Annotated in this window: 21 protein-coding genes and 1 tRNA gene; 10 read left to right on the forward strand and 12 right to left on the reverse strand. The window is 58.8% G+C overall.

All coding sequences use genetic code 11. The features are described 5' to 3' along the window. Nucleotides 1-110: 110 nt before the first annotated feature. A complete protein-coding gene (locus TBK1r_RS04215; RefSeq protein ID WP_145207674.1) occupies nucleotides 111-518 on the reverse strand; it encodes a hypothetical protein in 408 nt (135 codons plus the stop codon). A gap of 72 nt (nucleotides 519-590) precedes the next feature. Further along, on the reverse strand, nucleotides 591-2,228 hold the full coding sequence (locus TBK1r_RS04220; protein ID WP_145207675.1) for a sigma-54-dependent Fis family transcriptional regulator: 1,638 nt from the start codon (nucleotides 2,226-2,228) through the stop codon (nucleotides 591-593). A gap of 222 nt (nucleotides 2,229-2,450) precedes the next feature. On the opposite strand from TBK1r_RS04220, the gene TBK1r_RS04225 reads away from it, so the two are divergent. Beyond that, on the forward strand, nucleotides 2,451-3,035 hold the full coding sequence (locus tag TBK1r_RS04225) for a carboxymuconolactone decarboxylase family protein (protein WP_145207676.1): 585 nt from the start codon (nucleotides 2,451-2,453) through the stop codon (nucleotides 3,033-3,035). 56 nt (nucleotides 3,036-3,091) lie between these two features. Next, nucleotides 3,092-3,562 carry a nuclear transport factor 2 family protein gene (locus tag TBK1r_RS04230; RefSeq protein ID WP_145207677.1) on the forward strand — a complete coding sequence of 157 codons (471 nt, stop codon included), beginning with the start codon at nucleotides 3,092-3,094 and terminating at the stop codon, nucleotides 3,560-3,562. Between the two features lie 60 nt (nucleotides 3,563-3,622). Here TBK1r_RS04230 and TBK1r_RS04235 read toward each other — a convergent pair whose 3' ends face one another. After that, a complete protein-coding gene (locus tag TBK1r_RS04235; protein ID WP_145207678.1) occupies nucleotides 3,623-4,357 on the reverse strand; it encodes an SGNH/GDSL hydrolase family protein in 735 nt (244 codons plus the stop codon). A gap of 881 nt (nucleotides 4,358-5,238) precedes the next feature. Next, nucleotides 5,239-5,312 (reverse strand) — tRNA-Asp (locus TBK1r_RS04240). A 313-nt stretch (nucleotides 5,313-5,625) separates the two neighbouring features. Here TBK1r_RS04240 and TBK1r_RS38255 point away from each other — a divergent pair. Continuing rightward, nucleotides 5,626-5,802, forward strand: coding sequence for a hypothetical protein (locus TBK1r_RS38255; RefSeq protein WP_161501623.1), 177 nt, complete (start codon nucleotides 5,626-5,628; stop codon nucleotides 5,800-5,802). 112 nt (nucleotides 5,803-5,914) lie between these two features. Further along, nucleotides 5,915-6,241, forward strand: a complete 327-nt coding sequence (locus TBK1r_RS04245) for a DUF6793 family protein (RefSeq protein ID WP_145207679.1) — start codon at nucleotides 5,915-5,917, stop codon at nucleotides 6,239-6,241. Here the strand turns inward: TBK1r_RS04245 and TBK1r_RS04250 are convergent. The 3 genes from TBK1r_RS04250 to TBK1r_RS04260 all read right to left on the reverse strand — a co-directional run bounded on the left by TBK1r_RS04250 (nucleotide 6,228) and on the right by TBK1r_RS04260 (nucleotide 9,570). Beyond that, complete coding sequence (locus tag TBK1r_RS04250; RefSeq protein ID WP_145207680.1) at nucleotides 6,228-7,142, reverse strand: carbohydrate kinase family protein; 915 nt, start codon at nucleotides 7,140-7,142, stop codon at nucleotides 6,228-6,230. The two genes, TBK1r_RS04245 and TBK1r_RS04250, sit on opposite strands and share 14 nt — an antisense overlap. Then, nucleotides 7,139-8,173 carry a Gfo/Idh/MocA family protein gene (locus TBK1r_RS04255; protein WP_145207681.1) on the reverse strand — a complete coding sequence of 345 codons (1,035 nt, stop codon included), beginning with the start codon at nucleotides 8,171-8,173 and terminating at the stop codon, nucleotides 7,139-7,141. The genes TBK1r_RS04250 and TBK1r_RS04255 overlap by 4 nt, the downstream gene beginning before the upstream one ends. Before the next feature lie 77 nt (nucleotides 8,174-8,250). Beyond that, a complete protein-coding gene (locus TBK1r_RS04260) occupies nucleotides 8,251-9,570 on the reverse strand; it encodes a Gfo/Idh/MocA family protein (protein ID WP_145207682.1) in 1,320 nt (439 codons plus the stop codon). Nucleotides 9,571-9,717: 147 nt separating this feature from the next. On the opposite strand from TBK1r_RS04260, the gene TBK1r_RS04265 reads away from it, so the two are divergent. Genes TBK1r_RS04265 through TBK1r_RS04275 form a run of 3 tightly spaced genes read left to right on the forward strand, consistent with a single transcriptional unit; the run spans nucleotide 9,718 to nucleotide 12,835 of the window. Continuing rightward, on the forward strand, nucleotides 9,718-10,731 hold the full coding sequence (locus tag TBK1r_RS04265) for a TauD/TfdA family dioxygenase (RefSeq protein ID WP_145207683.1): 1,014 nt from the start codon (nucleotides 9,718-9,720) through the stop codon (nucleotides 10,729-10,731). A 5-nt stretch (nucleotides 10,732-10,736) separates the two neighbouring features. Next, a complete protein-coding gene (locus tag TBK1r_RS04270; RefSeq protein WP_145207684.1) occupies nucleotides 10,737-12,083 on the forward strand; it encodes an MFS transporter in 1,347 nt (448 codons plus the stop codon). Further along, the gene (locus TBK1r_RS04275) at nucleotides 12,083-12,835 is read left to right on the forward strand and encodes a sulfite exporter TauE/SafE family protein (RefSeq protein ID WP_145207685.1); all 753 of its coding nucleotides are present in this window, start codon (nucleotides 12,083-12,085) and stop codon (nucleotides 12,833-12,835) included. Before TBK1r_RS04270 ends, TBK1r_RS04275 begins: the two co-directional genes overlap by 1 nt. Nucleotides 12,836-12,847: 12 nt before the next feature. Here TBK1r_RS04275 and TBK1r_RS04280 read toward each other — a convergent pair whose 3' ends face one another. The 3 genes from TBK1r_RS04280 to TBK1r_RS04290 form a co-directional block, all read right to left on the reverse strand. Next, complete coding sequence (locus TBK1r_RS04280; protein ID WP_145207686.1) at nucleotides 12,848-15,076, reverse strand: cation:dicarboxylate symporter family transporter; 2,229 nt, start codon at nucleotides 15,074-15,076, stop codon at nucleotides 12,848-12,850. Between the two features lie 284 nt (nucleotides 15,077-15,360). After that, complete coding sequence (locus TBK1r_RS04285) at nucleotides 15,361-16,845, reverse strand: GumC domain-containing protein (RefSeq protein ID WP_145207687.1); 1,485 nt, start codon at nucleotides 16,843-16,845, stop codon at nucleotides 15,361-15,363. A gap of 182 nt (nucleotides 16,846-17,027) precedes the next feature. After that, nucleotides 17,028-17,966 (reverse strand): TIM barrel protein, encoded by a 939-nt coding sequence (locus TBK1r_RS04290; RefSeq protein WP_095742103.1) that lies wholly within the window; start codon nucleotides 17,964-17,966, stop codon nucleotides 17,028-17,030. 593 nt (nucleotides 17,967-18,559) lie between these two features. On the opposite strand from TBK1r_RS04290, the gene TBK1r_RS04295 reads away from it, so the two are divergent. Together TBK1r_RS04295 and TBK1r_RS04300 are read left to right on the forward strand one after the other, a co-directional pair. Next, nucleotides 18,560-20,998, forward strand: coding sequence for a DUF1588 domain-containing protein (locus TBK1r_RS04295; RefSeq protein ID WP_145207688.1), 2,439 nt, complete (start codon nucleotides 18,560-18,562; stop codon nucleotides 20,996-20,998). Beyond that, a complete protein-coding gene (locus TBK1r_RS04300; RefSeq protein ID WP_145207689.1) occupies nucleotides 20,985-22,313 on the forward strand; it encodes a DUF1552 domain-containing protein in 1,329 nt (442 codons plus the stop codon). The genes TBK1r_RS04295 and TBK1r_RS04300 overlap by 14 nt, the downstream gene beginning before the upstream one ends. A gap of 506 nt (nucleotides 22,314-22,819) precedes the next feature. On the opposite strand, the gene TBK1r_RS04305 is transcribed toward TBK1r_RS04300, so the two are convergent. After that, nucleotides 22,820-23,860, reverse strand: coding sequence for a peptidylprolyl isomerase (locus tag TBK1r_RS04305; RefSeq protein WP_145207690.1), 1,041 nt, complete (start codon nucleotides 23,858-23,860; stop codon nucleotides 22,820-22,822). Further along, nucleotides 23,857-25,185 carry a hypothetical protein gene (locus TBK1r_RS04310; protein WP_419580951.1) on the reverse strand — a complete coding sequence of 443 codons (1,329 nt, stop codon included), beginning with the start codon at nucleotides 25,183-25,185 and terminating at the stop codon, nucleotides 23,857-23,859. The genes TBK1r_RS04305 and TBK1r_RS04310 overlap by 4 nt, the downstream gene beginning before the upstream one ends. 219 nt (nucleotides 25,186-25,404) lie before the next feature. Here TBK1r_RS04310 and TBK1r_RS04315 point away from each other — a divergent pair, with 219 nt between their 5' ends. Then, nucleotides 25,405-26,589, forward strand: a complete 1,185-nt coding sequence (locus tag TBK1r_RS04315) for a DUF1570 domain-containing protein (protein WP_145207691.1) — start codon at nucleotides 25,405-25,407, stop codon at nucleotides 26,587-26,589. Nucleotides 26,590-26,629: the final 40 nt, after the last annotated feature.

Genomic DNA, 26,629 nt, shown 5'->3' on the forward strand with positions numbered 1-26,629 from the left:
GACAGGCCAGAATTATAACTGTCCAGTCATTTTAGCATAGCTGGCATTTTAGCTTCGTCTCGAACAAACAACGCCGTGTTCCGCTGTCGGGGCAAGCAGTCCGCAAGCGATTAGGTGGCGATACGAATGCCTCGAAACCAAGCCGCCAGCCACGGCGCGACGAACAGAACGGAAATCCCGATCGGCATCAGTCCACCCTGCTGCAGGTTGTAATCGGCGGAAAGTTGTTGCCACGAGAGGCCGGCCACAAACCGGCCGAAAAGCAGTTCAAATGCCAGCGTCAGCACCAACCACATCACGCCCGCCTGCAGCAGGTCCCTGCGGCGTGTCGGACCGATCCAGCGGATCGACAACGTGGCGATTGCGAACAGGATTGCCGAGCCGGTGAAAACGCCGAGCTGGTTCGAACGAAACTGGCCGACCAGAGGGACCAGGGTCAGGGCTCTGGTGATTCCATGAGCGATTTCGGCGACGATCATGACCAGCCAGATCGCGATGATGCGTGCGGTGAGCTTCACGGCGTTTTTTCCTCAAGCAACGGGCGACTTCAGCACGTTCGGTGTGTGCCTGGTGGGGCGATCGGACCGGCCTCAGCGGCGTAGCTCAATCCCCAGGCTCTTGATTCGCGACGCAAGTGTGGTCGGTTTCATGCCGAGCAATTCTGCAGCGCCACCGGCTCCAGACACCTTACCCTTGGTTTGTGACAGGGCGCGGCGAATGTTGTTGGTTTCCAGTTCACGCAGTTCAGCGACCGTCATCACGCGTTCGTCCTCGGCGGGCCCGGTCGCGTCGTCGGTCGCGCCGGGGCCGCTGGCGGAAGGTCGGTCGCTTGCGGATCGACCGGGGGCAAGCTGGAATCGTAACCGTCCGGCTTTGGCTGTGATCATGGCGCGTTCGAGGACGTGCTGGAATTCGCGAACGTTGCCGGGCCAATCGTAACGTTGTAACTCATGCACGTTTGCCTTGGTCAGCCGGGGTGTCGGACGGCCGAGCTTGCGGGCGAGCTGTGTGAGAAGGTGTTCGGCGAGCAGCGGAATGTCTTCCTTGCGTTGGCAAAGCGGTGGCAACTCGATCGGAAAGACACTGAGGCGATAGTAGAGATCAGCGCGGAATCGTCCGGCATCGCTTTCCGCTTTCAAGTCGCGATTGGTCGCCGCGATGATCCGCACGTTGACGCGGCGTGTACGCTCTTCGCCGACACGTTCCAGCTCTGATTCTTGAAGCACTCGCAATAGCTTGCTCTGCAGATCAAGTGGGATTTCACCGATCTCATCCAGGAACAACGTACCCCCGTCGGCCAATTCGAAACGTCCGATCCGATCACGCACCGCGCCGGTAAAGCTGCCTTTGGTGTGGCCGAAAAATTCACTGTCATACAGTTCACGCGGGATCGCGGCACAGTTGACTTTGATCAGCGGTCGATCGTTGCGTGTCGAACGCCGATGGATTTCGCGGGCGACCAGTTCCTTGCCGGTGCCGCTTTGGCCGGTGACCAAAACCGTTGAATCGGTCGGTGCGACAAGCTCAATCTGCTCGGCGACTTTTCGCAGCGCCGCACTTTGGCCGACCATGTCACCGAACGCATTTCTCGTCCGCACTTCCTCTTGCAGATAGTCGTTCTCCATTTCCAAGCGGCGGCGCAGCGATTCGATCTCTTCCCACGCCGACGCATTGGCAAGCGATGCCGCTGCGTGGTTGGCGATCGAACGCAGCCAGTCCAGGTCGTCGTCGTTGATCGTGCTGCGACTAAACACGGCCAGCACCCCGAGCACTTTACCGCGGTACACCAACGGTTGGCCACCGAAACCGCGAATGCCTTCCGCTTCGGCCCAATCGGGGTGGACCAGCCAATCGGGCTTGCCGGCCAGATTGCCGACTTCCAATGGTTCGCCTGTCGCCGCGATCCGGCCCACTTTGCGGACTCCGATCGGGAACCGTCGAAAGGCGCCGTCGGTTCGCGACAGGTCACGCTGCGGGTCCACTAACGACGCACCGCCGCTGGCTACCAAATGAAGACACCTGGTTTGGTCGGGGCACTCTTGCCGCAGCGGACACGTTTCGCAGCCCGCTCCCGGACGAATCAGCCAGATCCTCACCAAGGCCACCGCCGGCGACGCGGCAATGTGATCGACGATCAGCTTCAGCGCATCGTTGACCTGCAGCCGTTGGGCCATCTCCAGCAGCAGCGTCTTGGGCTGTTCAATCAGGGGGGGCTTGTCATTGAGCATCTGCGAAACATAAGCGAAAATTCGTGAGAGGCAACCGAGATTTCGGGGATCTACGAGATGTCGGTACTTGGCAGATTCTCGTGTGCGTTCCGTAAAACGTGTGTGCGTAGGCACTTGCGGTTTTTTTAGCGGCTTTGGTCCGGGGCTTGCGATAGGGAATCGCAATGAGCAGTGACTTCCACTGCTTGCCGTTCAAAACCCCTTTGTATGAGGACAGTAGCGATGACCCGAATCAGCCCCATCAACCCTGCAACCGCAACCGGCACCGCCCGAGAATTGCTCAATGGCGTCGAGTCCAAGTTGGGCATGATCCCGAACATGATGTCCACGATGGCCAACTCACCGGCCGTCTTGGACGCGTACCTGAAATTCAGCGGCGCGCTCGCCGCAGGCGGACTGTCGGCCAAAGATCGCGAGCGAATCGCGTTGGCTGTCGGGCAAGCCAATCGATGTGACTATTGCCTGAGCGCTCACACGGCGATCGGCAAGATGGTCGGGCTGACGGCCGAGCAGATCCGCGATGCCCGGTCGGCGGCCGACGCCGATGCAAAGTCCGACGCGATCGTGAAGTTTGCGGCACAGTTGGTTGAAAAACGCGGTTTGGTTTCCGACGACGAAGTCGCGGCGGCCCGTCGTGCAGGGCTGGGGGACGGCGAGATCGTCGAAGTCGTGGCCAACACGGCGCTGAACCTGTTGACCAACTACTTCAACCACGTCGCGGAAACGGACAACGATTTCCCGCCTGCCGAGCCGATCGACTCAGCTTCGTCCTGTGGCTGCCACAGCGACACGTGCAGCGTGGCCTGATTAACGCCACGAGCCGATCACCGTATTGACCATCTTTTTGAAAGGAGGATGACAGCATGCCAAAGCCAACCGACATACGACCGCCGTTCACTCGCGAAACGGCGGCGCAAAAGGTCCGGGCCGCCGAGGATGCATGGAACACGCGCGACCCAGAACGTGTTTCATTGGCCTATTCCGTTAACAGTCAGTGGCGAAACCGTGACACGTTCGTCCAAGGGCGTCCGCAGATCGTCGAGTTCTTGTTGGGAAAGTGGGACAGGGAGCAGGAGTACCGTTTGGTCAAACAATTGTGGGCATTCACCGATAACCGGATCGCGGTTCGGTTTCAGTATGAATACCACGACGAAACGGGAAACTGGTTTCGTGCTTACGGCAACGAGAACTGGGAATTCGATGATGACGGTTTGATGCGACGCCGCGAAGCCAGCATCAATGACGACGCGATCGACGAATCGGATCGCAAGTTCCACTGGCCCCTTGGGGTTCGCCCTGCGGATCATCCCGGCTTGGGAGAGTGCGTGAAGTAGGCGAGGCGTGATCGGAAAGTCGGCCGCCCCAGACGGCGGCCGACTTGTCGCGAACGCGGGTCAGACTCCCACCACCTCGCGCCAGGTTTTGGCCATCAGTTGGTGCCCGAGTGGGGTGGGGTGGACGCCATCGCCGGCCAGCATTTTGGGCTCGGTTCCTTCGGCGACTGCATCGTCGAACATGCTTTGGAAGGGCACCCAGATTGCTCCGGCGTTCTTGGCGACGTCTTTGGCATACTCGCGGCGGACGGCGAATTCAGGGAACCACTTGTCGCGGTTTTCCTTGACCGTGCCGCTCATCAAAACAAACGGCTCGCAGATCACGAAGGTGGTCGTCGGAAGTGCGTTTCGCGTGCGTTCCAGCAACGCGGCAAATCCGTCGCGATAGGTTTCCGAAGTTCCGTCGTAACGGCCGTTGAGCTTGTGCCAGATGTCGTTGACTCCGATCAGGATGCTGAGGATTTTGGGTTCAATTTCGAGACAGTCTTTCTCCCAGCGGCGGTCCAGGTCGGGAACCTTGTTTCCGGAAATGCCCCGATTGTGGATTTGCAGGTTGAGATCCGGGTAATCGTGATGCAGCGATTCGGCGATGAAATTGGGATAACCGCGTCCGAGTCCCTCGTTGGCAACGGGCGATTTTTTGTTTCGCCCGGCATCGGTGATCGAATCACCTTGGAACAGGATCACGTCGTCCTTGGACAAGGTAGTCTTCTCCGCAGCAAGAAGCTCGGGCTGGTTGAGGCAGGCAACGGTGCCCGCCGAGGCGGCGACGGACAAAAAGGTGCGACGTTTCATCTAGGATCTTGCCAAAAGGGGGTGAGTGTAAAAACAGAGCCGAGCGGGTGTGTGCCATGGTATCACGCCAACGCCACCCGACCGTGCCGCAAAGTTTAATCGATCGCGCCCCCGGCATCATCTCGCCTCCGCCGCCGCATCCCCTCCCAAATGGTGCCACCCGCCTTGATTGTTCAGCGCGTTCAAGGCGCGGCGGCTTGTTCGAGGTAGCCGGCGATCACCGATTCAAGAGTGCGGTTGGCTTCAGGCTCTTCTCGTGACATAGGGGCTGCCTGCCTGGATGGAGAACGGATGCTGTTCCGATACCCTCTTTTTCTATCAGTTCCGTGCGCCCCGATCCACTATTGGAGGGGTGGCCTCGATGGTTGGACTGGCATTGATGGGCGATCATTCAAGCTCCTGATCGCTTGCCATCTCGCTGCGCGCGTTTTTCGTGGCGTGGCGCTCGGTCATCGCCGCACGCGAGTGACCGACCAACGCCTGGGTGGGCTCGACAACCAACGTATCGGCAATCGCTGTGCCGGCACGTCGACCCGTTGCTCAGCGACAGCGTGTATCCAGATCCGGACGGTGGAGATCGTCTTGGTTGGTACACCGCGTTCAGGCCTGCGTAATGTGCAAGAATCTTGGGCGAGTCATGTGGTCCAAGATCGATGGCGGTGCAAGCGGTTCTGAAGACAGACTGCCAGCGGATATGACACCGGCGGGCGGAGACTTTGCCGTTGGGGGCTAGCCATCGGCTGGGGCTCCCGTTTTGAATCCGTGCCAGTCCGCTACGACGGAGATGCAGTACAGATTCCAGATTGAACCGGGGCCGCAGACTAAAGAGGTGGTCACGCTCAGGGGCGTTCCGGCCGGGGTATCACGGCATTTTAAGATAGCGACGCGGACGGGACTCGAACCCGCAACCTCCGGATCGACAGTCCGGGGCTCTAACCAATTGAGCTACCGCGCCGAAGTTTGGTTCGCAAAATGTTGCGTGCCATCCTTCGTGGATGCGGGATTATATCGATGGTCGATCCCGCCGCAAGACCATGCTTCGGCTCATTTGCATATCTTTCTTTAACGTTCTGGGTCGGATTGTTTTGGCTGGTCGCATTTTGCCTAAAAAACCGCGTTCGTGACCCTTCGGATTTCTGCACAGCGGTCAGATTTTGTCTTTCGATGCTTGGTGGAGACCTAGCATTTTTACGGTGGATTGCGTGCCGAGTCGCGAAAATCCACGCCTTGTTTTCGATTGCCCGTTCACTCGCCCCAAAATCGTCGCCATGTTTTTTAGCGTTCACCCGCCCGTTCTGGCCTCCGTCAGCGACTTGATCCGAGATGTCGGCAACGAATTGACCACGTATTCGAGCCAAATGACCACCACGCACTGGGGAATTGTCGCCGGATGCGCCGTCGCTTTCGGCTTTTTGTGCTTGAAAGGCAGCGGTGTAAACCGATAACAGCTTGGCGACGTAGAATCACGAGAGATCTAGAATCATTTGTTGGGACCGACCGTTGACCGGTCCGGTCGGCCCACCACCCGGCGAGCCCTCTTCGCACGGAGAACTGGAAATGCCACTTTTTGAAATAGAAACTAATTCCCACATCATCATCACCTGGGCAGAGAACGAAGATGCCGCTCGTGATGTGGTCCATGACGCCTATCCCCACGATGAGGTTGTCCGGCTGACCAAACGTCCTCGCGACACGTGGGTGATCAGTAAGGGCGCGTTGGGATTGACCAACACCACGCTGGATCCGTGCATGGTCGCCCGCGAATGTCTGAATCGATCGGCCGGTGACAAGGTCAATGCGATTCGTTTGTACCGGATGGAAACCGGCAGCGACCTCGATCAGGCTCGCAAAATGATCGAATCGAACATGGTCATGGGCTGGTAGCGAAAGCCAAGCCACCAAGGCGTCGGGCATTCTCCGACGCCACCTGCGCAGCAAGTTCCGCTGCTTGGCGTATTTCTTGCCCTCGTGCGTAGCCGTGCAGGAACGCGCCGTGAAAAGTGTCACCGCAACCCGTCGTATCGACCGCCAATTCTGGTGAAACCGCCGACTGGTGAAAACTCGCTCTGTCTCGCGTGACCCAATCACTTCCCGCCGGTCCGTCGGTGACCGCGACGATCTCGCAATCGAGTTCCTCCATCAGTGATTCAGCCAACTCTATTGCAGGGAGGCGGCGCAGGGAGTCGGCCGGCAATCGGACATGCGCTTCGGCAAACTGCCGCGCCAGAATCGCGAAATCAGCGGCGCGGAGCATCGGCAGAATCTCCGCGCGATAGCGATACGCCCCACCGTCGAACGAGATCTTGACTCCACACTCTTTGGCGACGCGAATCGCCCGCAAGCAAATCTCGCCGTGCCGTCCATTGAAATGCAGGATCTTGGATTGCGAAATGAGCTGCTCGATTTGCGGCGTCCACTGCAACCGTTCACACGCTGAGCCGGGCGAAAAGACGATCGTCCGCTCGGCGGATCGTCGTTCGGACCAGATCGACGCGGCCGAACTGGTCAACCCCGCGTGACGGGCGACCGCTTGCGTGTCGATGCCCTCGGCGCCGAGCGTCTGGTGAATTCGAATTCCCGCCGGGTCATCGCCGAGAGAATCAATCAGCGCGGTTTTAGAACCCAGTCGTGCCGCGGTCGCCATCGCGACGGTGATCCCACCCCCGATGCCTTCGACGTGCCGCTCGGCCTGAACGACCGAACCGGGTTGCGGCAGCGAATCGACCAGCATCAGGCTGTCCCAAACGGAGACGCCGATACCGACGATGTCAATTCGGTGACTCATCCTTGATCGATCATTTCTTTCGCACCACTGGCGACCGAGGCCGACGCGGCCAAACACATTGCCACCGACCAACGTCCGTCTTGGGCGGTGCAATGCAGCGGGCGACCGGTCTGAATCGCCTCGGCGACGCGGACGATCTGGTCTTCCAATTCGAACAGCTCTCCGGTCGGCTTTTCGATCGGCACGTCGACCACTTCGTTGCCGTCGAAGGCGCGTAACTTGAACGTCGGGTGTCGGGTCCGATCCATCGCCCCGCTCCAGGACGCCCACAGCGCGCCTTTGCTGCCGGTGACCTTGGCGGTTTGGTGGTGTTCGAACGCGCTAAGCGTTTGTGAGACGACGGCGTAGGCGTCGCCGGCAAAGTGCATGATCGCACTGAAGTTGTCTTGCAACTCGGGACGCTCCGGATCTCGAGAATTGGCCGTCGCGTAAACCGACTGGGGGATGCCCGCCGATTCCAGGTACCAGCGTGCAAGATCGAAGAAGTGGATCGGTTCTTCCAGGATCCAGTTTCCGACCCGATTGATGTCGTAACGCCAACCGCCGGCGCCTTGACGATACGGGTTTCTGGACAGTTCGACCAGACAATATTGCGGCGTGCCGATGAACCCGTCTTCGATCATCTCCTTGACCTTGCCCCACATCGACGACAATCGCAGCTCGTGACCGACGCACAGCAATCGATCGTGTTTTTCAGCTGATGCGATCATTGAGTCGCATTGGTCCAGGTCGATGCCCATCGGTTTTTCGAGCAACAGATGCTTGCCCGACTGGAGCACCGCCGTGGCGACTTCGTGGTGCAGATAGCTGGGGACGACGACGTCAATCACGTCCAAGTCGTCGCGTGCGAGCAGGGCGTGATAGTCGGTCGTGACGAAGGCGTCGGGATACGCTTGCGACGCGTCGGAGGCCGTCGCCTGACTGTGCGCGGCGATCCCGATCAGCTCGGCGTTGTGTGCTTTGGTGATCGCATCGGCATGGTGTTTTCCCCAGGCGCCGAATCCGATCAATCCATATCGAACCAAATTCATCGTGTGTTTGAAAAAGTGAGGAAGGGCATTGGAAGTAAGAAGACTCACGCGGCAAAAGGTTTGTGGAGGCCGAACAGTCAGACGGAATCAATTTCGTAGCCGGAGCGATACGCCCGCGACATCAACCCGTGTGCTTCATCGTCGCTTACAACACGTTCCGATTCGGCATCCCATTGAACGGTGCGGCCCAACCGCAAGGCCAGATTGGCGAGGTGGCAGGTCGTCAACACGCGGTGGTGCGTCGCGATATCGGAAATCGGCACGTCACGCGTCTTCAAGCAGTCGACGAAGTCTTGCATGTGCGACGTCGGTTGCCTACCTCGATACAACTTCGTGATCGCATCGTCGTCGAGTGGTTGATCTTTCAACGCGTCGACCGGGATGCCTTCCAGCGTCCCCCGATTGACGAAGAAGCGTCCGCGGTCCCCTTCAAAGGTGATTCCATTCCGCGTCGAGTCGATCAGCATTTCGATGCCGCCGGGAAAGTTGCACGTCACCGAAAACTCGATGGGGGTGTTGTACATGTCACTTCGGGTCGGCATGCCGCCCCGCAGCGGCTGGTTCATCGTGGCGGTCCCGCCGACCGAAACCGGTCCACCATTTTCTTGGCCGATGGCCCATTGTGCGATGTCGACATGATGGGCTCCCCAGTCGCACAGCTGCCCGCCGGCGTATTCGAACCACCACCGAAACGTGCGATGGGTCCGCTGGGGAATGTACTCGGTCAGCGGTGCGGGACCGAGCCAGCGTTCCCACTGGAGCGTCGTCGGTGGCGTGGCGGTGGCGAACGGGCCACCCTTCCATCCCGGGCCCAGTCCGATATGGATGCGTCGGAGATTGCCGACGCGGCCGTCGCGAACCATCGCGATCGCTTTCAAAAAACGTTGGTCGTATTCGGTCCGTTGCTGCGTGCCGACCTGGAACACTCGGCCGGTCTCTTGTGCGACCTTGCGCAGCCACTGGCCTTCTTGGATCGTCACAGCGACGGGTTTTTCGCAGTACACGTCTTTGCCCGCCCGCATCGCTTCGATGGCAATTTTGGCGTGCCAGTGATCCGGGGTGGCGATCAACACTGCTTCGATCGATGGGTTATCCAGGACGCGGCGGTAGTCGTCCACAATCGTCGCTTTGCCGCCGCAGATTTTTTGGTTCGCAAAGTCGGCGGCGACCGAATCGAGTTCGCAGATCACGGGGATGTCGGCCAGTGAAGCGGCTTGGGTGCCGATCGCAATGCCGCGGCCTTGTCGTTTGGTTTCCGGTTGCCAGCCGGCGCCGATCAGTCCGAACACCGGCCGATCGTTTTTGGCCGCAATCGTGGTGTCCGTTTGATAGGCAACGGTGGTGGCCGCGATGCCGGACGCACAGCGTGCCAGAAAAATTCGCCTGGTCGTTGACATGGTGGTGCTCTGGGGAGGGAGATGCGAGTCGCAAGCTGACGCCACGGTCACAGTGTAACACCAGCTGGTCGTCATCGGGTAAGCTGTTGATTCGTGCGGCTTGAATGCTGTCCCGCCCTCCCTCCTTCCTTCATTGCACCGGTATTCATGACTCCCCTTCAAGGTATGCGTGACGCTGCGGTTCCCGGTCAGCGAAACGAGAATGACTCGTTGTTTCCATTGGCGATGACCTGTGACGAAGGCGCGGTGACGCTGGATCAATTCATCGATTGGGTGTCCGAAAGTCGTGAAGACTTGTTGGCGCTTTCCAGTCAGCACGGCGCGGTGGCGTTTCGCGGGTTTCCAACCCCGACGGTGGACGAGTTCGATGCCTTCATTCAGGCGCTCCATCTCGAAAATTTTCCGTATGCAAAGTCGCTGTCCAACGCGGTCCGCATCAACCGGACGCCGCGGGTGTTTTCCGCCAACGAAGCCCCGCCGGAGGTGAAGATTTTTTTTCACCACGAGATGGCTCAAACGCCGCTGTATCCCAAGTACATTCTGTTTTACTGTGAGACCGCGCCGGAATCCGGCGGTGCGACGCCGTTGTGCCGAAGCGATATTCTGTTTGCGAAACTGGCCGAGCAGTGTCCGGAGTTTGCGGCCAAGTGTGAATCGACCGGATTGCGTTACACCAACGTGATGCCTGGAGTTGACGACGCAAAATCTGGGATGGGACGAAGCTGGCACAGCACGCTGGGGGTGGAAACCAAGGCGGAAGCGGAGGCTCGACTCGGCGAGTTGGGTTACCGCTTTGAATGGTTGGCCGACGATTGCTTGAAAGCGACGACGCCGCAATTGCCCGCCGTCATGGAAGTTTCACCGGGGCAGAAAACGTTCTTCAATCAGTTGATCGCGGCCTATTGCGGTTGGAAGGATGAACGCAACGACCCGTCGGACGCGATCCGGCATGGCGACGGTACGAAGCTCGATCCGGACGCCGTCAACGTGGCCGTTCAGCTCTCCGAAGAACTCACCTATGACCATCAGTGGCAGGCCGGAGACATCGTGTTGCTGGACAACACGGTGGCGATGCACGCGCGGCGTCCTTTCCAGGGAACTCGCAAGGTGTTGGCGTCATTGGCGGAAATGCGAACGCATGCCTTTGACGCAGTGGGTTAACCGAAATGGATGACGAAAAACGGAATCCCGAGGAGCCGTCGGTCGATCGTCCGGGCGAACCGGTTGTGTTGGACCCCGGCGAGAATTCATCGGGTCGCTGGTACGATGGAGTAACGCGTTACCAGTGGCTGATTCTGATCATCGCCTGCGCGGGTTGGGTCTTCGACGTTTATGAAGGCCAAATCTTTAACATCACTCGCAGCGACATGTTGCTGGAAGTGTTGGATGGTGACGAAGCGGCGGCCAAGGCGTGGGGCGACAATTTTTTGGCCATCTTCCTGGCCGGTGGGACGATCGGCGGGCTGTTGTTCGGATCGCTGGCCGACCGATGGGGCAGACGCCCGATCATGATCGCGACGATCCTGATGTACTCTGTCTTTTCAGGATTGACCTATTTCGCCAACGACATTTACGTGATCGGAGTGTTGCGTTTTCTCGTCGCACTCGGGATCGGCGGTGAATGGGCGGTCGCGGCAAGCTTGGTGGCGGAGGTGTTTCCCAAGAAAGCGCGCGCCCAGGCGGCGGGGATTTTTCATGCTTCCAGCATCTTGGGAACGTGGCTGGCAGCGCTGTCGGGGATTCTGGTCGGCAGCCACTGGCGCTATGCCTACCTGCTGGGGGTGCTGCCCGCGCTGCTGATCGTTTGGGTGCGGGCGAGCGTGAAAGAACCCGAGCGTTGGCAGGCGATTCGGAACAGCGAGGTGGGGCAGAAGTCCGGCAGTTTTCGCGATCTGCTGTTGAACCCGAAATGGAACGGTTTGGCGTTTCGTGGGATGTTGTTGGCCGCGGTCGGATTGGGAACGTTTTGGTCGGTGACGGTTGCGGGCCAGGACCTCGTCAGAGCGTTGTTGTTGTCGCTCGGCAGCGATCCCGAAGCCGCCGGGGCGAAGAGCAAGTTTGCCTATGGCATCGTGCAAGCGGCCGGCGGAGGTGCGGGCTTGCTGGCGTTTGGTCCGCTGTGCGCCCGTTTCGGCCGCAAGCCGACGTTTATCGCCTATCACATTTTGGCTTTGTTGATCGTGCCCGTTGTGTGTTTTCTGCCGCAAACGTACACACAGATGCTGTTCATCCTGCCCGTGTTCGGGTTCCTGACGTTGGGGATGCACTCGGGTTATGCGATCTATTTTCCGGAACTGTTTCCGACACACATTCGCGCGACCGGAGCGAGTTTCTGTTTTAACGGGGGACGTCTGTTGGCGGTCCCGGTGCTGTTCTTTTCCGGCTGGCTGAAAGGGCGTGAAGATATCTCGCTTCAGCACGCCGTCTGGTGGTTGTCGTCGTTGTTCTTGGTGGGCATCGTGGTGATGTTGACACTGCCGGAAACCAAGCAGCGAGACCTGGTCGAGAACTGATGTTTTCTGGCGACCTGACCGTTTTCTTGTACATCGGCGTGATCGCATTGGCGGCGGGATTTGTCCACAGCGCGATCGGGTTCGGGTTCGGAATCGTCGCGGTGACACTGTTGCCGTTGGTCGTCGAAGTTCGCCAATCGCACGTGGTCATTTCAACGGCCAGTGTTCCGGTGTTGATGATGGCCGCGTGGGCGTATCGCGACGGGGCTGATTGGTCTGCGCTGTGGCGCGCGTTGGTCGGTGCGGCGATCTGCATGCCGTTGGGGTTGTTGGCGTTCGAGTGGGTCTCGCCGGACTGGTTGATCCGGGGAACGGGGTTGGCGATTCTGGCGATGGTGGGGATCAGTTTTCGGAATCGGCGTCGGGCAAAGATGGACATGAAATCGAGCGGCGGATCGTCATGGTTTGCCGGCGCGTTGGGTGGTTTTTTGGCCGGTGCCGTCACGATCGCGGGGCCGCCCGTCGCCGCGTACGCGTTGTCACAGCCCTGGGAACAGGCCCGATTCAAAGCGTTCTTGAATCAGTTCTTGTTCGCGGTGTCGCTCTACAAAGTCACGGGGCTCGCGGTGCGTGGGTTTATTGATCAAGAAACGCTGGTGCAATCGGCGGCGCTTGCGCCGATGGCGATCATCGGCATCCAAGTCGGCGCGATTTTCAGCCGTCGACTTTCGACGCAGCGGTTCCACGTCTTTGTCGCGATCGCGTTGGTGGCGGTGGCGATCTATTTCGTCGTCAGAGGGGCCGGCGAATAACGTTCTGGTCCACTAGTGAATCCAACCCAGGTAATCGCGAAGGATGGACCAGCGGGGCTCGTTTTCGCCGTTGGTTTTGCCCAGCACCCAGTGGTCGTAATAGTCTTGGGCGGTGCCGTCTTTCTGACGCAAACCGACCCAATACTCCAGGAAGTCGCGCATCTGGGCGTCTCGATTTCCCACGGCATAAAACAGCGGCAAGCTGGCCTGCAGTTCCGTCGGGATGATGACTTCGAATCGGGGGTACATCAACGTAAACGCCGCGCCGCTCTCGGCGCTGATCAGTAGGGCATCCAGGTCGGGATGATTGCCGATGAAGAAATCTCGATTGTCGGCGATCTCGACGAGCGTGGCATCGGGGAGCGCGGTTTTGATTCGGTTGACGAAACCGCGGCTGACGTCAACGAATCCGATCCGCAAGTCATCCAGGGCCGAGATGCGTTTGAGCGTTCGGAAATCGTTGGACCGAAAGTCGCGGGTGACCAATGCCAAGTTGACGTCCATGTAACTTTCTGTGTGCGCCATCGCTTGGGCGCGTTCCAGCGTTCCCACCAGTCCGGACATGACGATGTCGAAGTGGTCGGCGTTGAGTTGCGCGACCAGCGTGTCCCGATCAAATCGCACCAGTTCCAAGGTGACGCCCAGGTCGCGGGCGAGAGAGTGGGCCATTTCCACGTCATAGCCGACCAGCGTTCTGCGATGATTGAAGTAGGCGAAGGGCAGTTTGTCTTCGTTGTAACCGACGCGGATGGCACCGCGGCGGCGGATCCGTCGGAGCAGAGATTCTCCGTCGCGAAGGGGTTCTGGATTTGGATGGGGCTGTTTGATGACGATGTTTTCGACCGGCTGTTCGAGTAACTGCATCCGCTCGATGACGTCGTATTTGTTGTCGGCCATCGAGATCACTCGATACAAAACCAGTCGCACGCCGACCAGAATGATGATCCCGAAAACGCAGACCACCAACGCGTATTTGGCCAATCCCCAAAACTGAAAACGCAGCAAACGGTTGAAACCGAAGATCGAGATCAATGTCAACACGCACAGGTGCATCGCTCCGACGGCATCACCGAGACGTTCGCCATAGACGCCGGAGACCAGGAACAGCTGGAACATGTCATGCGGCAATTGCATTTGGTCCAGCAGGAACGGGATGGCGACGATCGGCCCACCGAAGAATGAAAACAACCCCGAAAAGAGAAAGCCCGGGTACTCAGACGCCTTGATCGGGGCGCCCAGGAACCATGCCGCGAACGGAATGAACAGCATGCTCAACAGTTTGCCGACATGGGGAAACGGATAGGCGGTTCCGTAGAGCAGATCGATCGTCGGCGATTCATCTTTTCCGTCGATCTTGACCTGTGTTTCAAAAAGCCGTTCGGTGTTTTCGATCAGCATGGGCAGCACGATGATCAGCTTTCCGGTGGCAAAGGCGGTCAACATCGGCTCTTTGACGACGAACAAAACTTGTCGATAGGTCAACGGGGTCAATGTCGTCACCAGCAACGGAAGCACGACGAAACCCAGAAAGACGGCACCGGCGGTGTAGGCCACCAAATACGCCTGAAGCCGTCCGACTTCGGCCAGTGAGACGGTCCCCGCGGTGCTTGCGGCAATCGCGAAGATTCCGACTGGTGCCAACCGCGTGATGAACTTGCTGATCCGCAGCAACACGTCGGCGGCGACATCGAGTTGGCTTAAGACGATCGTGCGATTGCGTGATTTGGACAACGCCAACCCGCAACAGATGCCGAACAGCACGACGGCCGGTACCTGGTTGTTCGAAAGCGACTCAAAAATGTTTGCAGGGATGAAGTAGGAAAGGACGTTGAGCGGCTCGGGGCTTTCGATCAGCGCGGTGCTGAAGAACGATCCCGCACTCCATTCGGGAAACGACGTGGGCATCACCCAAACCACAGCCAAGCAACTCGCCCACAGGCCCAACAGGACCGTCCCGCCGATCAGGGCCAACCGACGGCTACTACGCAGCCTGAGTCGACCCAGGCTGACGACCAGCGTGACCAAGATGTAGGGCAGCACGGTCATCCGCAACAGTCCCACAAAGGCCTCGCCGATGATCGCCAGCGGTGCGCACAGCTCGCCGGCGAACAGGCCACCGAAAATGCCCAAGGCCAGTGCGATCAAGATTTGCGTCGACAGGTCCACGCGGCGGACGAACCGCGCGTAGTATCCCTGGACCGATGGTCGCGTTGAATCGGTCGGATTCGACTGCTCCGGCATGACATCTCAAAAAGGCAGAACGGTGGCGTTGCTCCGGCGACGCACCGCGATGGATCGACGCGATTCTCTGGTGAATCGTCTGACGATCGTTATAGCGAAAGAATGGAAGTCCCGTTCACCCCGCATCGGGATTGCCAGCACGTGATCCCAGCACGTGGCGTGAGCCAGTGGCGCGTGAGGGTTGTGCGTTGTGGGTACGCGCCGGTCGCTAACGCTTCCCGCTGGGTGCCGGTCGCTGACGCGTCCCGCTGGGGTGCCGGTCGCTGACGCGTCCCGCTGGGGTGTTAGGTTCCGTCGGATGCTGGGGTTGGGGGGGGAGTGGCCGCGGTGTCGTCGCTGCGGCGGCGGTTTTGTTCGGCCAAGCGGGCTCGATCTTCGGCGCGACGGTTCTGGCCTTCCAGATGATCGGTCCAGCGCCGGCGTCCGTGTGACTGAGTCGGGCCTGGGGCGATCAAGAAAACAGCTCCGAGTCCGAAGATCAATCCGGCCATCATCGATCCAAACGTCATCGTCGTCGTGCCCGGTCCCAGCGGTTTGTCGGAGACTTGTGGTGGCCCGAGTTCGGCAACCAGGTTGGTCGACAGCGCTGCCGATCGACTGGCCCGGGCATCGACGAGTCGTTGTTCTGCTTCGGCCAATTGTTCTGATCGCTGTCGGAGTTCGGAATCGATCTCGGCGTACGTGGTCCGCGCTTCGGCCAGCATTTGCAGTTTGTCGGAGAGGTTGTTGACCTTTTCCGAGAGCTTTTTGACTTGGGTGACCTGCAATTCCAGCATCGGCTGCATGGAAGCGATCACCGACAAGGTTTCCTGGATGATGCGTTCACGGATCTCTCGTTCGGTCGCGATCGCGGCTTTGCGTTTCGGGTTCTCCAACGTGTAGACGCCGGACAGTTGACTGGCCCGCAGTTGGGCGTCGATCAATCCATCTTTCAATCGCTGCAACGACGGTTGGCTGTTGAGTAGATCGCCTCCGCTGATCAATAACTTGGTCGGGTCTTTCGAGCCGGCAACGAGCAACGCATGCAGTGACTGGAGCTTTTCAAGTTCCAATTCGGCCAGTTGCAACTGTTCTTTGGTGGCCACCAGTGAACGCCGGTAGCTGCTGTCGCCGCCGTAGGTGTCGTTCAGATTGCGCAGCTCGCCAAGGTCGGCGCCAAATTGGACTTCGATTTCTTGCATCCGCGAAGACACTTCGTCGAGATTCTGTTTCGCCAGGTCGCGGGCATGGGTCAGTTCGACGATCACGCTATCGGCGCGAACGCGTCGGACATCGCGCAAGTGTTTCGTCAGGGAGTCGAACATGGCGTGACAAAACTGGATGGCGCGCTCGGGGTCTTCCGCTTTGACTTCCAGATAGACGACTTCGGTGTTGCCGAAATCGGCGCCTTGCGGAGCCAAGAGATTGACGGACGATCGGATTGTTCCATTGACCTTGGAGAGCGACGGCCAGTCCTCGTCCAATCGCCGATCGGGCGGACCGATCTCGCGCAATGCCGCCGCCACGACTTCGCGGTTTTGGGCCATTTCAAGAATGGTTTCCTGTGCCGCTTTGAGTTCCGTTTGGCTGGCGAAGCGGCCGAGTCGGTCGACCGCACGCGTCGCTTCGTCACGCACCACCAGTGGCTGGCGGGCGGAATAGACGTCCGAGGTGAAGAAGGAATAGGAAACGCCGATCAGGCCAAAGACCAGAACGGCTCCGATCCAAAGAGGCGCGAAGAGCACCAGGACGTTCCGAATGTGTTTCCAGGGGATCGGCGCAGCAGACATGGCATGCTTCAGAAGGGTAAGTGGAAATCTCTCCCAACCCTACGAGCGCCTTAATTCGGCGCGATCGCGATGTCTGTTTCAGTGACCGCAGTCCGGCCAGATGGATGCGGCCGGTAAAGATTGTGCGGGAAATGACGATTAGGGATCACCGAGGGTGATCCCTTGTCCCGCCCTTGTCCCGACTAGGCGACTGGAGTCGGCTCGTAGGGGATGTCTTCGATCAAGTCCATCGGCAGCGGTTTGACTTCTACGCCCGCTGCGGTGCAGATCGCGTCGATCGCTTCTTGAGCTTCCTTGACGGTGTTTTCACGCGTTTGGCCCTTGTAGCGGGTCGGCGACGCGGAGGGGCTGATCGGACCTTCGAATCCGGTCGCGATCAAGTGCTTGACGACATTGACGTGGTTCAATCCGCCTTCGACGGCCGGCAGCACGCAATCCAAGCGGGTGGCTTTGGACGGATCGGCGTCGTCGGCCAGCGTTCCCAAGCGGACCGCAACGATGCTGGATCCGGGGATTTCGCTCAGTTGGTCCATGCCGCCGTCACCGACTGCCCAGTCCCAGGTGTCGATGATGTAGCCGACGTTCGGGTTGGAGACGGCTTTGACGATGGCGATCAGGCCTTCGACGTTGCGGACGAAATCAAACTCTTTCGATTCACGAAGCACTTTGCTCGCGTTAAACCCAACACCCAGCTGAATCCCTTTGGCCGACAGCACGTCGGCGACCTGCGACAGGCGGTTTTGTTGGGTGGTGAAGTATTCGTGGTAGGGCAAGCGGTCGGTGGCAGCGGGCAAATTGATGTAGGCCCGTTTGGCTTCCAGGTCAGCAGCCAGTTCGGTCAGCGGATGCAGTGCCCCGACTTGACTGGTGAACGCGTCATCGTCGGCATCCAAGTTGATTTCCAATTGGAAGCCCCCGATTTGCTCCAGACGTCCCATCCCTTCGCCCATCGCGGCTTTGAGAAACTTTGCCGCGTCATCGGCCGTGGTCCGTTGCGAGCGACGCAGGATCTCGTACATGTCGATGTCCATCGACGCAAAGCCGTAAGTCAGTGCGAGTTCGATCAGTTCGCTTTGGCGTCCGTTAATTCCAAGAGACTTGGGCGAGAAATTCTTGAGCATTCGTGATCCTGTCAGTGGTTTGCCAAGACGTCTTTCCCCGGGGCCAGCGACGCGTCGGCATAAAGGACGCCGAAAGGGTGGTCACCGTAGGGGGTCTGGCTGCCTGTGAAAAAGGGTGGTGAAAGTGATTGGTTTGCGACTTTGGCGGCGTAGTATCGCAGAATCACCCCAAATCAGCCAAGGGGCGTTTCACCAGCTAATTGACGAGAATTTCAGCGATCGTTCGGAAACAGGCCACTGACGAGGCGTTCACGGCCCGCGTTTTGCAAAGGACGGAAATTGGGGCCGAATTCCGCCGAAAACCATTCAAACTCGGACGATAATCTGCTTTAATAGCACGATATCGGGCCGTTGAGGTTCGATCCCCACCCCCAAACGCGTAGTGAAATTACCCACCTTACTACGCCCCACATCCGATTTCAGAACCTGTCGCGGTTCGACCTGCCCTGTCCGGCCACGACGTGGGCAGGCCGCGATTGCGATGGGCAGGTTTGCTCGAATCTACACTCTCGCGAAGAATCAACAATGATTTGATTCAACCCCAGCGAGATGGATCTGGAATCGGATCCCCCACCACAGTTCCGCGTCACTTTATGAACAGCTTTCCAGCGTTTGACGCCGCACGGCTCCCCGCCGCGCCGCTTGCCCCGACAGGGCGACTCCGGTTGCTCGGAGCGATCGGTGTGGTCTTGCTGTCCCTGGGGATCGCTTGGCACCAACCGGTGGCAGCCGAATCGCCGGTTGACGATCAGACACGAGCGACATTGACACGGGGCCAACAAATCTACGCCCAGCAATGCTTGTCCTGTCATGGAGAAGGCGGTCGTGGAGAGACGGACGGATACGCTGATCCGCTGGTCGGTGACGCTTCGATCGGCGAGTTGGCAGAAATCATTTCGGACACGATGCCCGAGGAAGACCCCGAGCTGTGTACCGGCGATGACGCGAAAGCCGTCGCGGAGTTCATCTACGAATCGTTTTATGGCGAAGCGGCACAGCTGAGAAACCGCCCCGCCAGACAGCAGTTTTCACGGCTCACCGGCACGCAACTGCAACAGAGTTTGGCGGACCTTTATCAACACTTCTTTGGCGCACCGTTCCGTGTCAAGGAACGTGGGCTGAGTGCGTCTTATTTCAACAGCGGGCGTTGGGACAAAAAGCACCTGAAGGTCGAGCGTGTTGATCCGGTGCTGGATTTCGACTTCGGCCACGACCCGCCGGTAGAAGGTGTGACGCCGGAAGAGTTCTACGTTCATTGGTCCGGTTCACTGCAAGTCGAGCATACCGGACGCTACGAAATCGTGGTGCACTCGACGTGTTCGATGAAGGTTCGTTTCGGGCATCACGAACATGTGTTGATCGACAATCATGTCCAGTCTGAAGGGCGAACCGAATTCCGTCGGACGTTGAACTTGATCGGTGGGCGTCAGTACGCGATCCAAATCGACTTCACGCAACGCAAACGGAAGACCGAACAACCACCGGCGAAGTTCTCCTTGCGATGGGTGCCGCCGGGAGGAACGGAAACGGTCATCCCGAACGAGTACTTGTTGCCGTCGACGTTGCCGAGCGGATTCGCGCTGCAAACCAAATTGCCGCCCGATGATCGCAGTTACGGCTACGATCGTGGAACGCGTGTGGATCGTCAGTGGGAAGATGCGATCACGTCGGCGGCGTTGGAGTTTGGCGACGCCGCGGTCAAAGAATTGTGGCCTCAGTACAAGCGACAGCACCGCAAGGATTCGGATGAAAACCGCGGCCGGCTGCGAGGATTTCTGACGGAGTTGGCGTCGGTCGCATTTCGTGGTCCCATCGATGATGAAACCAAACGGCTTTACGTCGACGATCAAGTGGACGCGGTCGAAGATGATCAGATGGCGATCGCGCGGGCTTGTTTGATGATCATCAAATCACCGCGGTTCTTGTATCCCACGTTGGACCACCAGGCACCGATCAGCCGGCGTGTTGCGACGCGCTTGGCGTTGACGCTGTTTGATTCGCTGCCCTCGGACGCTTGGCTGCAAGACCAGGCCGGTAAGGACAGCTTTGCCATCGATCCCAAGTCAGATCAAAAGAAGGTCGAACAGCGGATCCGTCAGGCAGCGCTGCGAATGTCGGAGGATCCGCGACTGCACGGGAAAGCGATGGAGATGTTCTTTGATTGGCTGGATGTCGATCCGGCGGCGGAAATCTCCAAGGACCCCGAAAAGTTTGCCGGTTTCGACACCCACCTGCTGCTCGACTTGCGGCGGTCCCTGGAATCGACGATCAGCGACGTGCTCTGGTCCGAATCAAGCGACTATCGACAGCTGTTTCTGCGTGATTGGAATTGGACCAACGAGCGGCTCGGTGCGTTTTATGGCGAGGGTTGGATGCCAGCGTCAGAGAGTACCGGCCACCAACTCGTGCGCAGCAAACCGGCCGCGGGCAAAACGTTTGGTGTGTTGACGCATCCGTTGGTCATGGGCCACTTGAGCTATTACGACACGACATCGCCGATTCACCGCGGCGTGTTTCTGATTCGGCGTGTGCTGGGACGAACGCTCCGACCGCCCAACGAGGCGTTTACGCCGATCGATCCCGAACTGCACCCTGACCTGACGACGCGACAGCGGGTCGAACTTCAGACCGGCGAAGCGAAATGCCAAGTCTGTCACCAGAAGATCAACGCGCTCGGTTTTCCGCTTGAAAACTATGACGCCGTGGGACGCTATCGTGCGACCGAAAAAGGCAAGCCGATCGATGCTTCCGGCGGCTATGTGACGCGTGACGGCCAACAGGTCGAGTTTGCCTCGCCCGAGGATTTGGCCCGGTTTCTGGCCGAGAATGACGACGCCCACCGGGCATTCGTCGAACGGGTTTTCGAACATTTTGCAAAACAACCGCTCGCCGCTTACGGTGAAGAGGTTGCCAATGACTTGGTGAGACGATTTCGTGAGAGCGATTTTCACCTCCGCCACCTGATTGTCGAAATCGCGGTCGTGGTTGCGACAGACGAGTTCAATAAGGAGAACTTCAATGAATCGACGTGAGTTTCTTGCGCAGTTGGGTGTCAGTTCAGCCGCGGCAAGCCTGCTGATGGGGCTGCCGAGTCTTGCATTTGGGGCCGAAGCGTCGGCGCGACGGCGGCGATTGGTGTTCGTGTTCAGCCCCAACGGTGTGATCCCGAAACACTTTTGGCCTGACAGCACCGGTAAGGATTATGACCTGAAACGTATCCTGGCGCCGCTGGGCGAATTCAAGGATCAAATGCTGACCGTCAAAGGGATTTGCAACCAGATCCAAGGTGACGGTGACGGCCACATGCGTGGGATCGGATGCCTGTTGACGGGCATTGAATTGTTCCCAGGAGACATCCAGGGCGGAAGTGATACGCCCGCGGGTTGGTCGATGGGGATCTCCGTCGATCAACACATCAAGAATCGATTGCAAGCCGATCCCGCAACGCGAACTCGTTTCGGTTCGTTGGAGTTTGGGGTGATGGTCCCCGACCGCGCCGACACCTGGACGCGGATGTCCTACGCCGGGGCAAACCAACCGGTCGCTCCGATCAGCGACCCCTATCAGATGTTCGACAAGCTGTATGGTCAAACCAAGAATCGCCAAATGCTCGCCAGCGTGTTGGACGACTTGGCCGGTGACTTCAAACGCGTCAGCCAGTCGCTCAGCAGCGAAGACCGCCAACTGTTGGACCTGCATTTGGATTTGGTTCGCAGCGTCGAAAAGGATCTGAAGACCGAGTTTGCCGCAGCGACCAAAAACGATGGTGCCGGACATGCCGTCCCCAAACTGCCTCCGAATATCGAAGAGCAGAACGACAACATGCCCGAAATCACGCAGATGCAGACGGAGTTGTTGGTCAACAGTTTCGTCGCGGATTTTGCCCGCGTGGCAAGTTTTCAAATCACCAACAGCGTCGGTCAGCCGCGCATGAAGTGGTTGGACATCAACGAAGGTCACCATGGACTTTCGCATGAACCGGACAGCAACGAAGAAGCCTACGAGAAGCTGATTCGCATCAACACCTGGTATGCCGAACAGGTGGCGTACATGGCCAAGCGAATGAAAGAAACGCCGGACCCGTCGGGCCATGGATCATTGTTGGACAACACCACGATTGTCTGGACCAATGAGCTGGGCAAAGGAAACTCGCACACCCGCAATGACATTCCCTTCGTGATGGTCGGCGGCGGATTGGATTTTCAATTCGGCCAGGCCTACGACTTCGGTAAAGTCGCGCACAACCGATTGCTGCTTAGCTTCTTGGAAGGGATGGGAATGCCCGAGACGACGTTCGGCAATCCCGACTTCTGTGGCGACGGAGCACTGACCGGTTTGATGGCGTAGGGGCCATTGTTGCGTCGCTGCCGTCGCCAGGGCGGCCTGTTGATTGTAGCCCGCACGCGTTAGCAAGGGGCCACGCGGCACCCCTCGCTCGTGCGTCGCGCCCGGCATCATGGCGTTGATTTCGGAACATCGATTCAATCGATAGTCCGAGACGACCGAACGTCCCCGTTCGAGCATCCGGCGTTTGGTTGTTACGCGACGCCCGAGGTGCAGCAAGTAGCTCGAATTCCGTTTCCGACGTCTGAAAGTGGCGGCTGACCGACATTTTCCCACGCGAACACGGCGATTTGTGACGATCGGGTGGGGAGTGGCGGCGGATTCCCTAAGAGAAGCGGGAAAGATCGACAGTTTCCACTCGACGGGGAAACATTCTGGCATTAACCTCTTCTACAGCGGTGACGACAAGTCGACACCGTTAGCGTTCAGGTGGTTTTGCCCCAACCTCCTGGACGCGTTTTTTTTGCGCCGACGGCAAGGTCTCGCCAGATTCCGTGTCAAACCCGGCATCACGCACCGGGCGGCTGGAGCGATTTGATGTACCACGTCACCTTGGCGCTGCTCTGGTGAGCGACCAGGGCGTCGAACAACGCGTTCGCGGCATCGCGGCGAAGCGGGTTCAGATCGGCGACGTTTTCGTAGGGAATCTGTTCGACTTGCTTTTCGTGCACCAGAACCAGGTGGAAGCCGAGCGGGCTGCGGACGGGCTTTGACACCGCATCGGTTTCGGTTTCGCGAATCGCGTCCATGACCGCTGCCGGCAGGTCCCCGGGCTTGGACACCCATCCGATTCCGCCGCCTTGTTTGGCCGTCGCGCCTTCGCTCTGGCTGATCGCCAGTTCTGCGAATCGTTTCTTCAATTTGTCCGGCGAGCCAGATTCGGATTGGAGCTGCGAAGCGATCGTCTGGATCCGCTGTTCGGCGATGGCTTCGGCATCCGGGATCTCTTTGTCCACTTCAATGAACAGATGCGAAACGTTCCATCGCGCGGACGAATAGTTTTCTGAATGAAGCTCGTAGAAGCGTTTCAAGTTGGCGTCGGTCATCTTGCTCTTTAGATAGCGGCGCCACGCGGAATCCCAGTCACGTGCGTTTCGAACGGAGCGTTCGTCGGTTCGCCGTTGGGCGCAATACTCGTCGAGGTTGGATCGTTTGCGGCGCAGGTCATCCAAGAACTCTTCCCAATCGCGGTCCAATAACGCTTGCAGATTGGCACCGCCCTGCTGACGCAGTGACTTCATGGCCAGATGCTGCCGCACGAGCAACGCGGATGACGCTCGCTGGACGTCCAGGCTCACCTGCGAAAGGTCGTTCGCTTTCAGTTTCGAGGTGAGCAAAAAATGCAGTTCGCCGAGGAACACGGGTTCGCCGTCAATCGAAGCGATCGGATCGGTGGGCCGCAGCGCTGGTGGTTCAGCGAGCAGCGTGGAAGGCAGAACGAGCAGCGTGGTAGGCAGAACGAGCAGCGCGATTAGAGCGCCGTCAATCCACCGTGCGGTGTGTGGTTGGCGGTCGACGAATGAGGACGAAGGCTGGGAACGGGCGATCATGGCAGCACGATGTCTTGCAAGACGAAGTCGACTTCGTTGCGAACAACGGAGGTCGGGGATTCATAAATGAGTTTGGCACCCTCGAGTTTGTCGATCTCGAACAGGTAGCCCATGCCGACGCCGGATTCGGTTTGTCGGTACAGTTCGTAACCTAGATTCTCTACCCGATTCCCGGCGGCGTCACGAACGTACACCGGGTTTTGAAAGATCCATTGGCGGTGGCTTTCCAGGGCTCGGTCGGCGTCTTTGAGTTCGACCGAGAATCGAATCTCGTAGAGTGCTCCGTTGCGTTGGACGCGTTCGAGCGTGACCGTCATGGCGTCAACGTTTTGGTTGCTGCCGACTTCGGTCAACGGCAGTTCAAACGTGTGACGTTTGCCGGGCAACAGGGATTGGATGGTTCCGCGAAGCGATTCGATCCGGGTCGGGCTTTCGGTGGGCAGTTCCAGCGGCAGATAAAATTCGCTGAACGCCAATTCGCTGTTGGCAGCGATGTCGATGGTGTTTTCGGTCGTTTGGGGTTTCAGTGATTGACCGTCATCGAGTTTGCCGGAGAGTTGTGCGACGGGGATGGTCAACCCGATCGGTGTCAGCCCCGGTTGCCAGGTGATTTCCATGGACAGGTTCAAACCGCTTTGCCCGGGTTGGTTGAACACGCGGCGGGCGCTGACCGCGGTCGGTTCGATGCGATACACACCGCTGTAGGCCGCCGAGTCGACGCGCGATTGGCGGGTCTCCTGACGCGGAACCAGTTGCAAGGTTTCGCGGTCGCCGGCGTAGTGGTTGATGTCCAAGTTGGTTTGGTCCAACACCAGATCGACGGCATGCCAGAACGAGAGCGGTGCGTTGGACGATTGAACGGGCAACGACTCGTCGGCGGAGTGTTCGAATTCGATTTCGCTTTCACGGCTGATCACTTCCAGTGCCTCGCCGAGCGTCGTGACATCGCCCAAGCGGATTCGAATCGCCTTGGACTGTGTTTTCGCTTTCAGCGTCATCAGTGCCGCTTTGACGCGTGAGAGTCGTTCGCTGGCTTCGATCGAGAACTCGGGGCGCGACTCAGGCAGATACGGCAACGCGTCGGCACCGGCCTCGATCAAAGCTTTTTCGGCGGCACTGCGATCACTCGCCTTGCGGGCGTCCAACTGATCGACCCATTCCAGCACGTCGGTCTTGGAAACCGGTGGCGTGTCCTCGAGAGGTTCGGCCTGTTGGCCACGGGCATTCGGTCCGGCAATCAAACCGATTAGAAGTGCTGCGATCAGCGGGGCTGGGCCGCGGCGACGGGGCGTCGTCCGCAGAATCGTTTCGACCGTTCGATTCATCTCGTCTCCACAAATGTATCCGATCACGAATGAACAAGTTTTTGAGCTAGGTTTGGATTGCATCATGTTACCAGAGCTTCCCGTGAGGTTACGCCGACCCGGTGAATTCGGCAACGAAAACGGTTGGATTTGCCATTTTCGAACTCCTGTTACCGATCCCGGAACCGGCGGGACGCTTGTCATCACTCGCCCCACACCCGCTTGAGTCACGCAACCACGATGAATCAAACCATCACGCGACGTGAAGTCTCCTCGTTGTCCTTTCCCGCGTCCCTTTCGGCAATTCGAACGCGCTGCTCGGCAATTCGATCGCAAAACTCGGTGAAACGCTTCGTCGCCGTGACGCTTCTACAGGTGCTGATTGCCGGCGGGATGTTGTCGGCCGGCCGATGCAGCGGCGGGGCGCCGGGGTTGATCGAATTCACTTTGGGCAGCAATTCACTGTTGGGGATCCCGATCATGGACTTTCCCTCGGAACTGATCGTGTTGGCTCGCGACGGGCAGTTGCACACGTTGACGGGCAAAGCGAAAGAGACGATTCGCGCGTTGGATGCATCGTATCAGCCTGCGACGTTGATGGAGATGAAGGTTGATCTTCAAAAGGAATTCGGCCGCGACTTTGAAGTCATCAGCACGCAGCATTTTCTGGTTGTCCAGCCGCGGGGGCGCGGCGAGCGCTGGCCGCAACTGTTCGAGCGATCGCACCGTGCCTTCGTCGCCTACATGTCGCGACGCGGCGTCAAGATCCGCCGGGGACGATTCCCGATGGTGGCCGTCGTGATGCCCGATTCGGCGGCCATGTATGCCGAGTTGCAGCGGATGAACGTGGACGTCAAACGGGTCGCCGGAATCTATGCCCGAGAGAGCAACCGTGTGATCACGCACGACGGCGGGCATCTGCGATTCATCGCCGACACCGTTCGGCACGAGGCCGCGCACCAGTCTGCCTACAACTACAACGTGCATAGCCGCGTCGTGATCACACCCCGCTGGGTGACCGAAGGCGTCGGGCAAATGTTTGAACCCGAAGCGATGGTGCGGGGCCAGTCCGGGCTGCACACGCGAGACCGCGTCAATCAATCCAGTCTGGAGCAAATCAAAATCCGATATGACGGGGGGCGTTCGCCGGAGTTTGCCGAAGCGGTCCGCGATCTGGTCGGCGCCAACGAGATGTTTAACAACCCCGCGACGACCGCTGACGCCTACGCCGTTGCCTGGGCGATGATGTTCTATTTGGCTGAGCGTGAGCCGGAGCAGTTTACCGCGGTGCTCTCGGGAACCGCATCCCGGGGGACCTACCAGCCGTACGATCGATTCGCCCGACTGAATGACTTTGAGCGTTGGGTGGGAACGGACATCGATCAATTTGCGAAAAAAGTGTCTTGGTTTCTCAAGTCGCTTTAGCCAGGATGTTTCAAAACAATGGCCGAGGGCGTAAACTAGC

Origin of the sequence: Stieleria magnilauensis, from assembly GCA_007753675.1 — a bacterium.
GTDB lineage: Bacteria > Planctomycetota > Planctomycetia > Pirellulales > Pirellulaceae > Stieleria > Stieleria magnilauensis.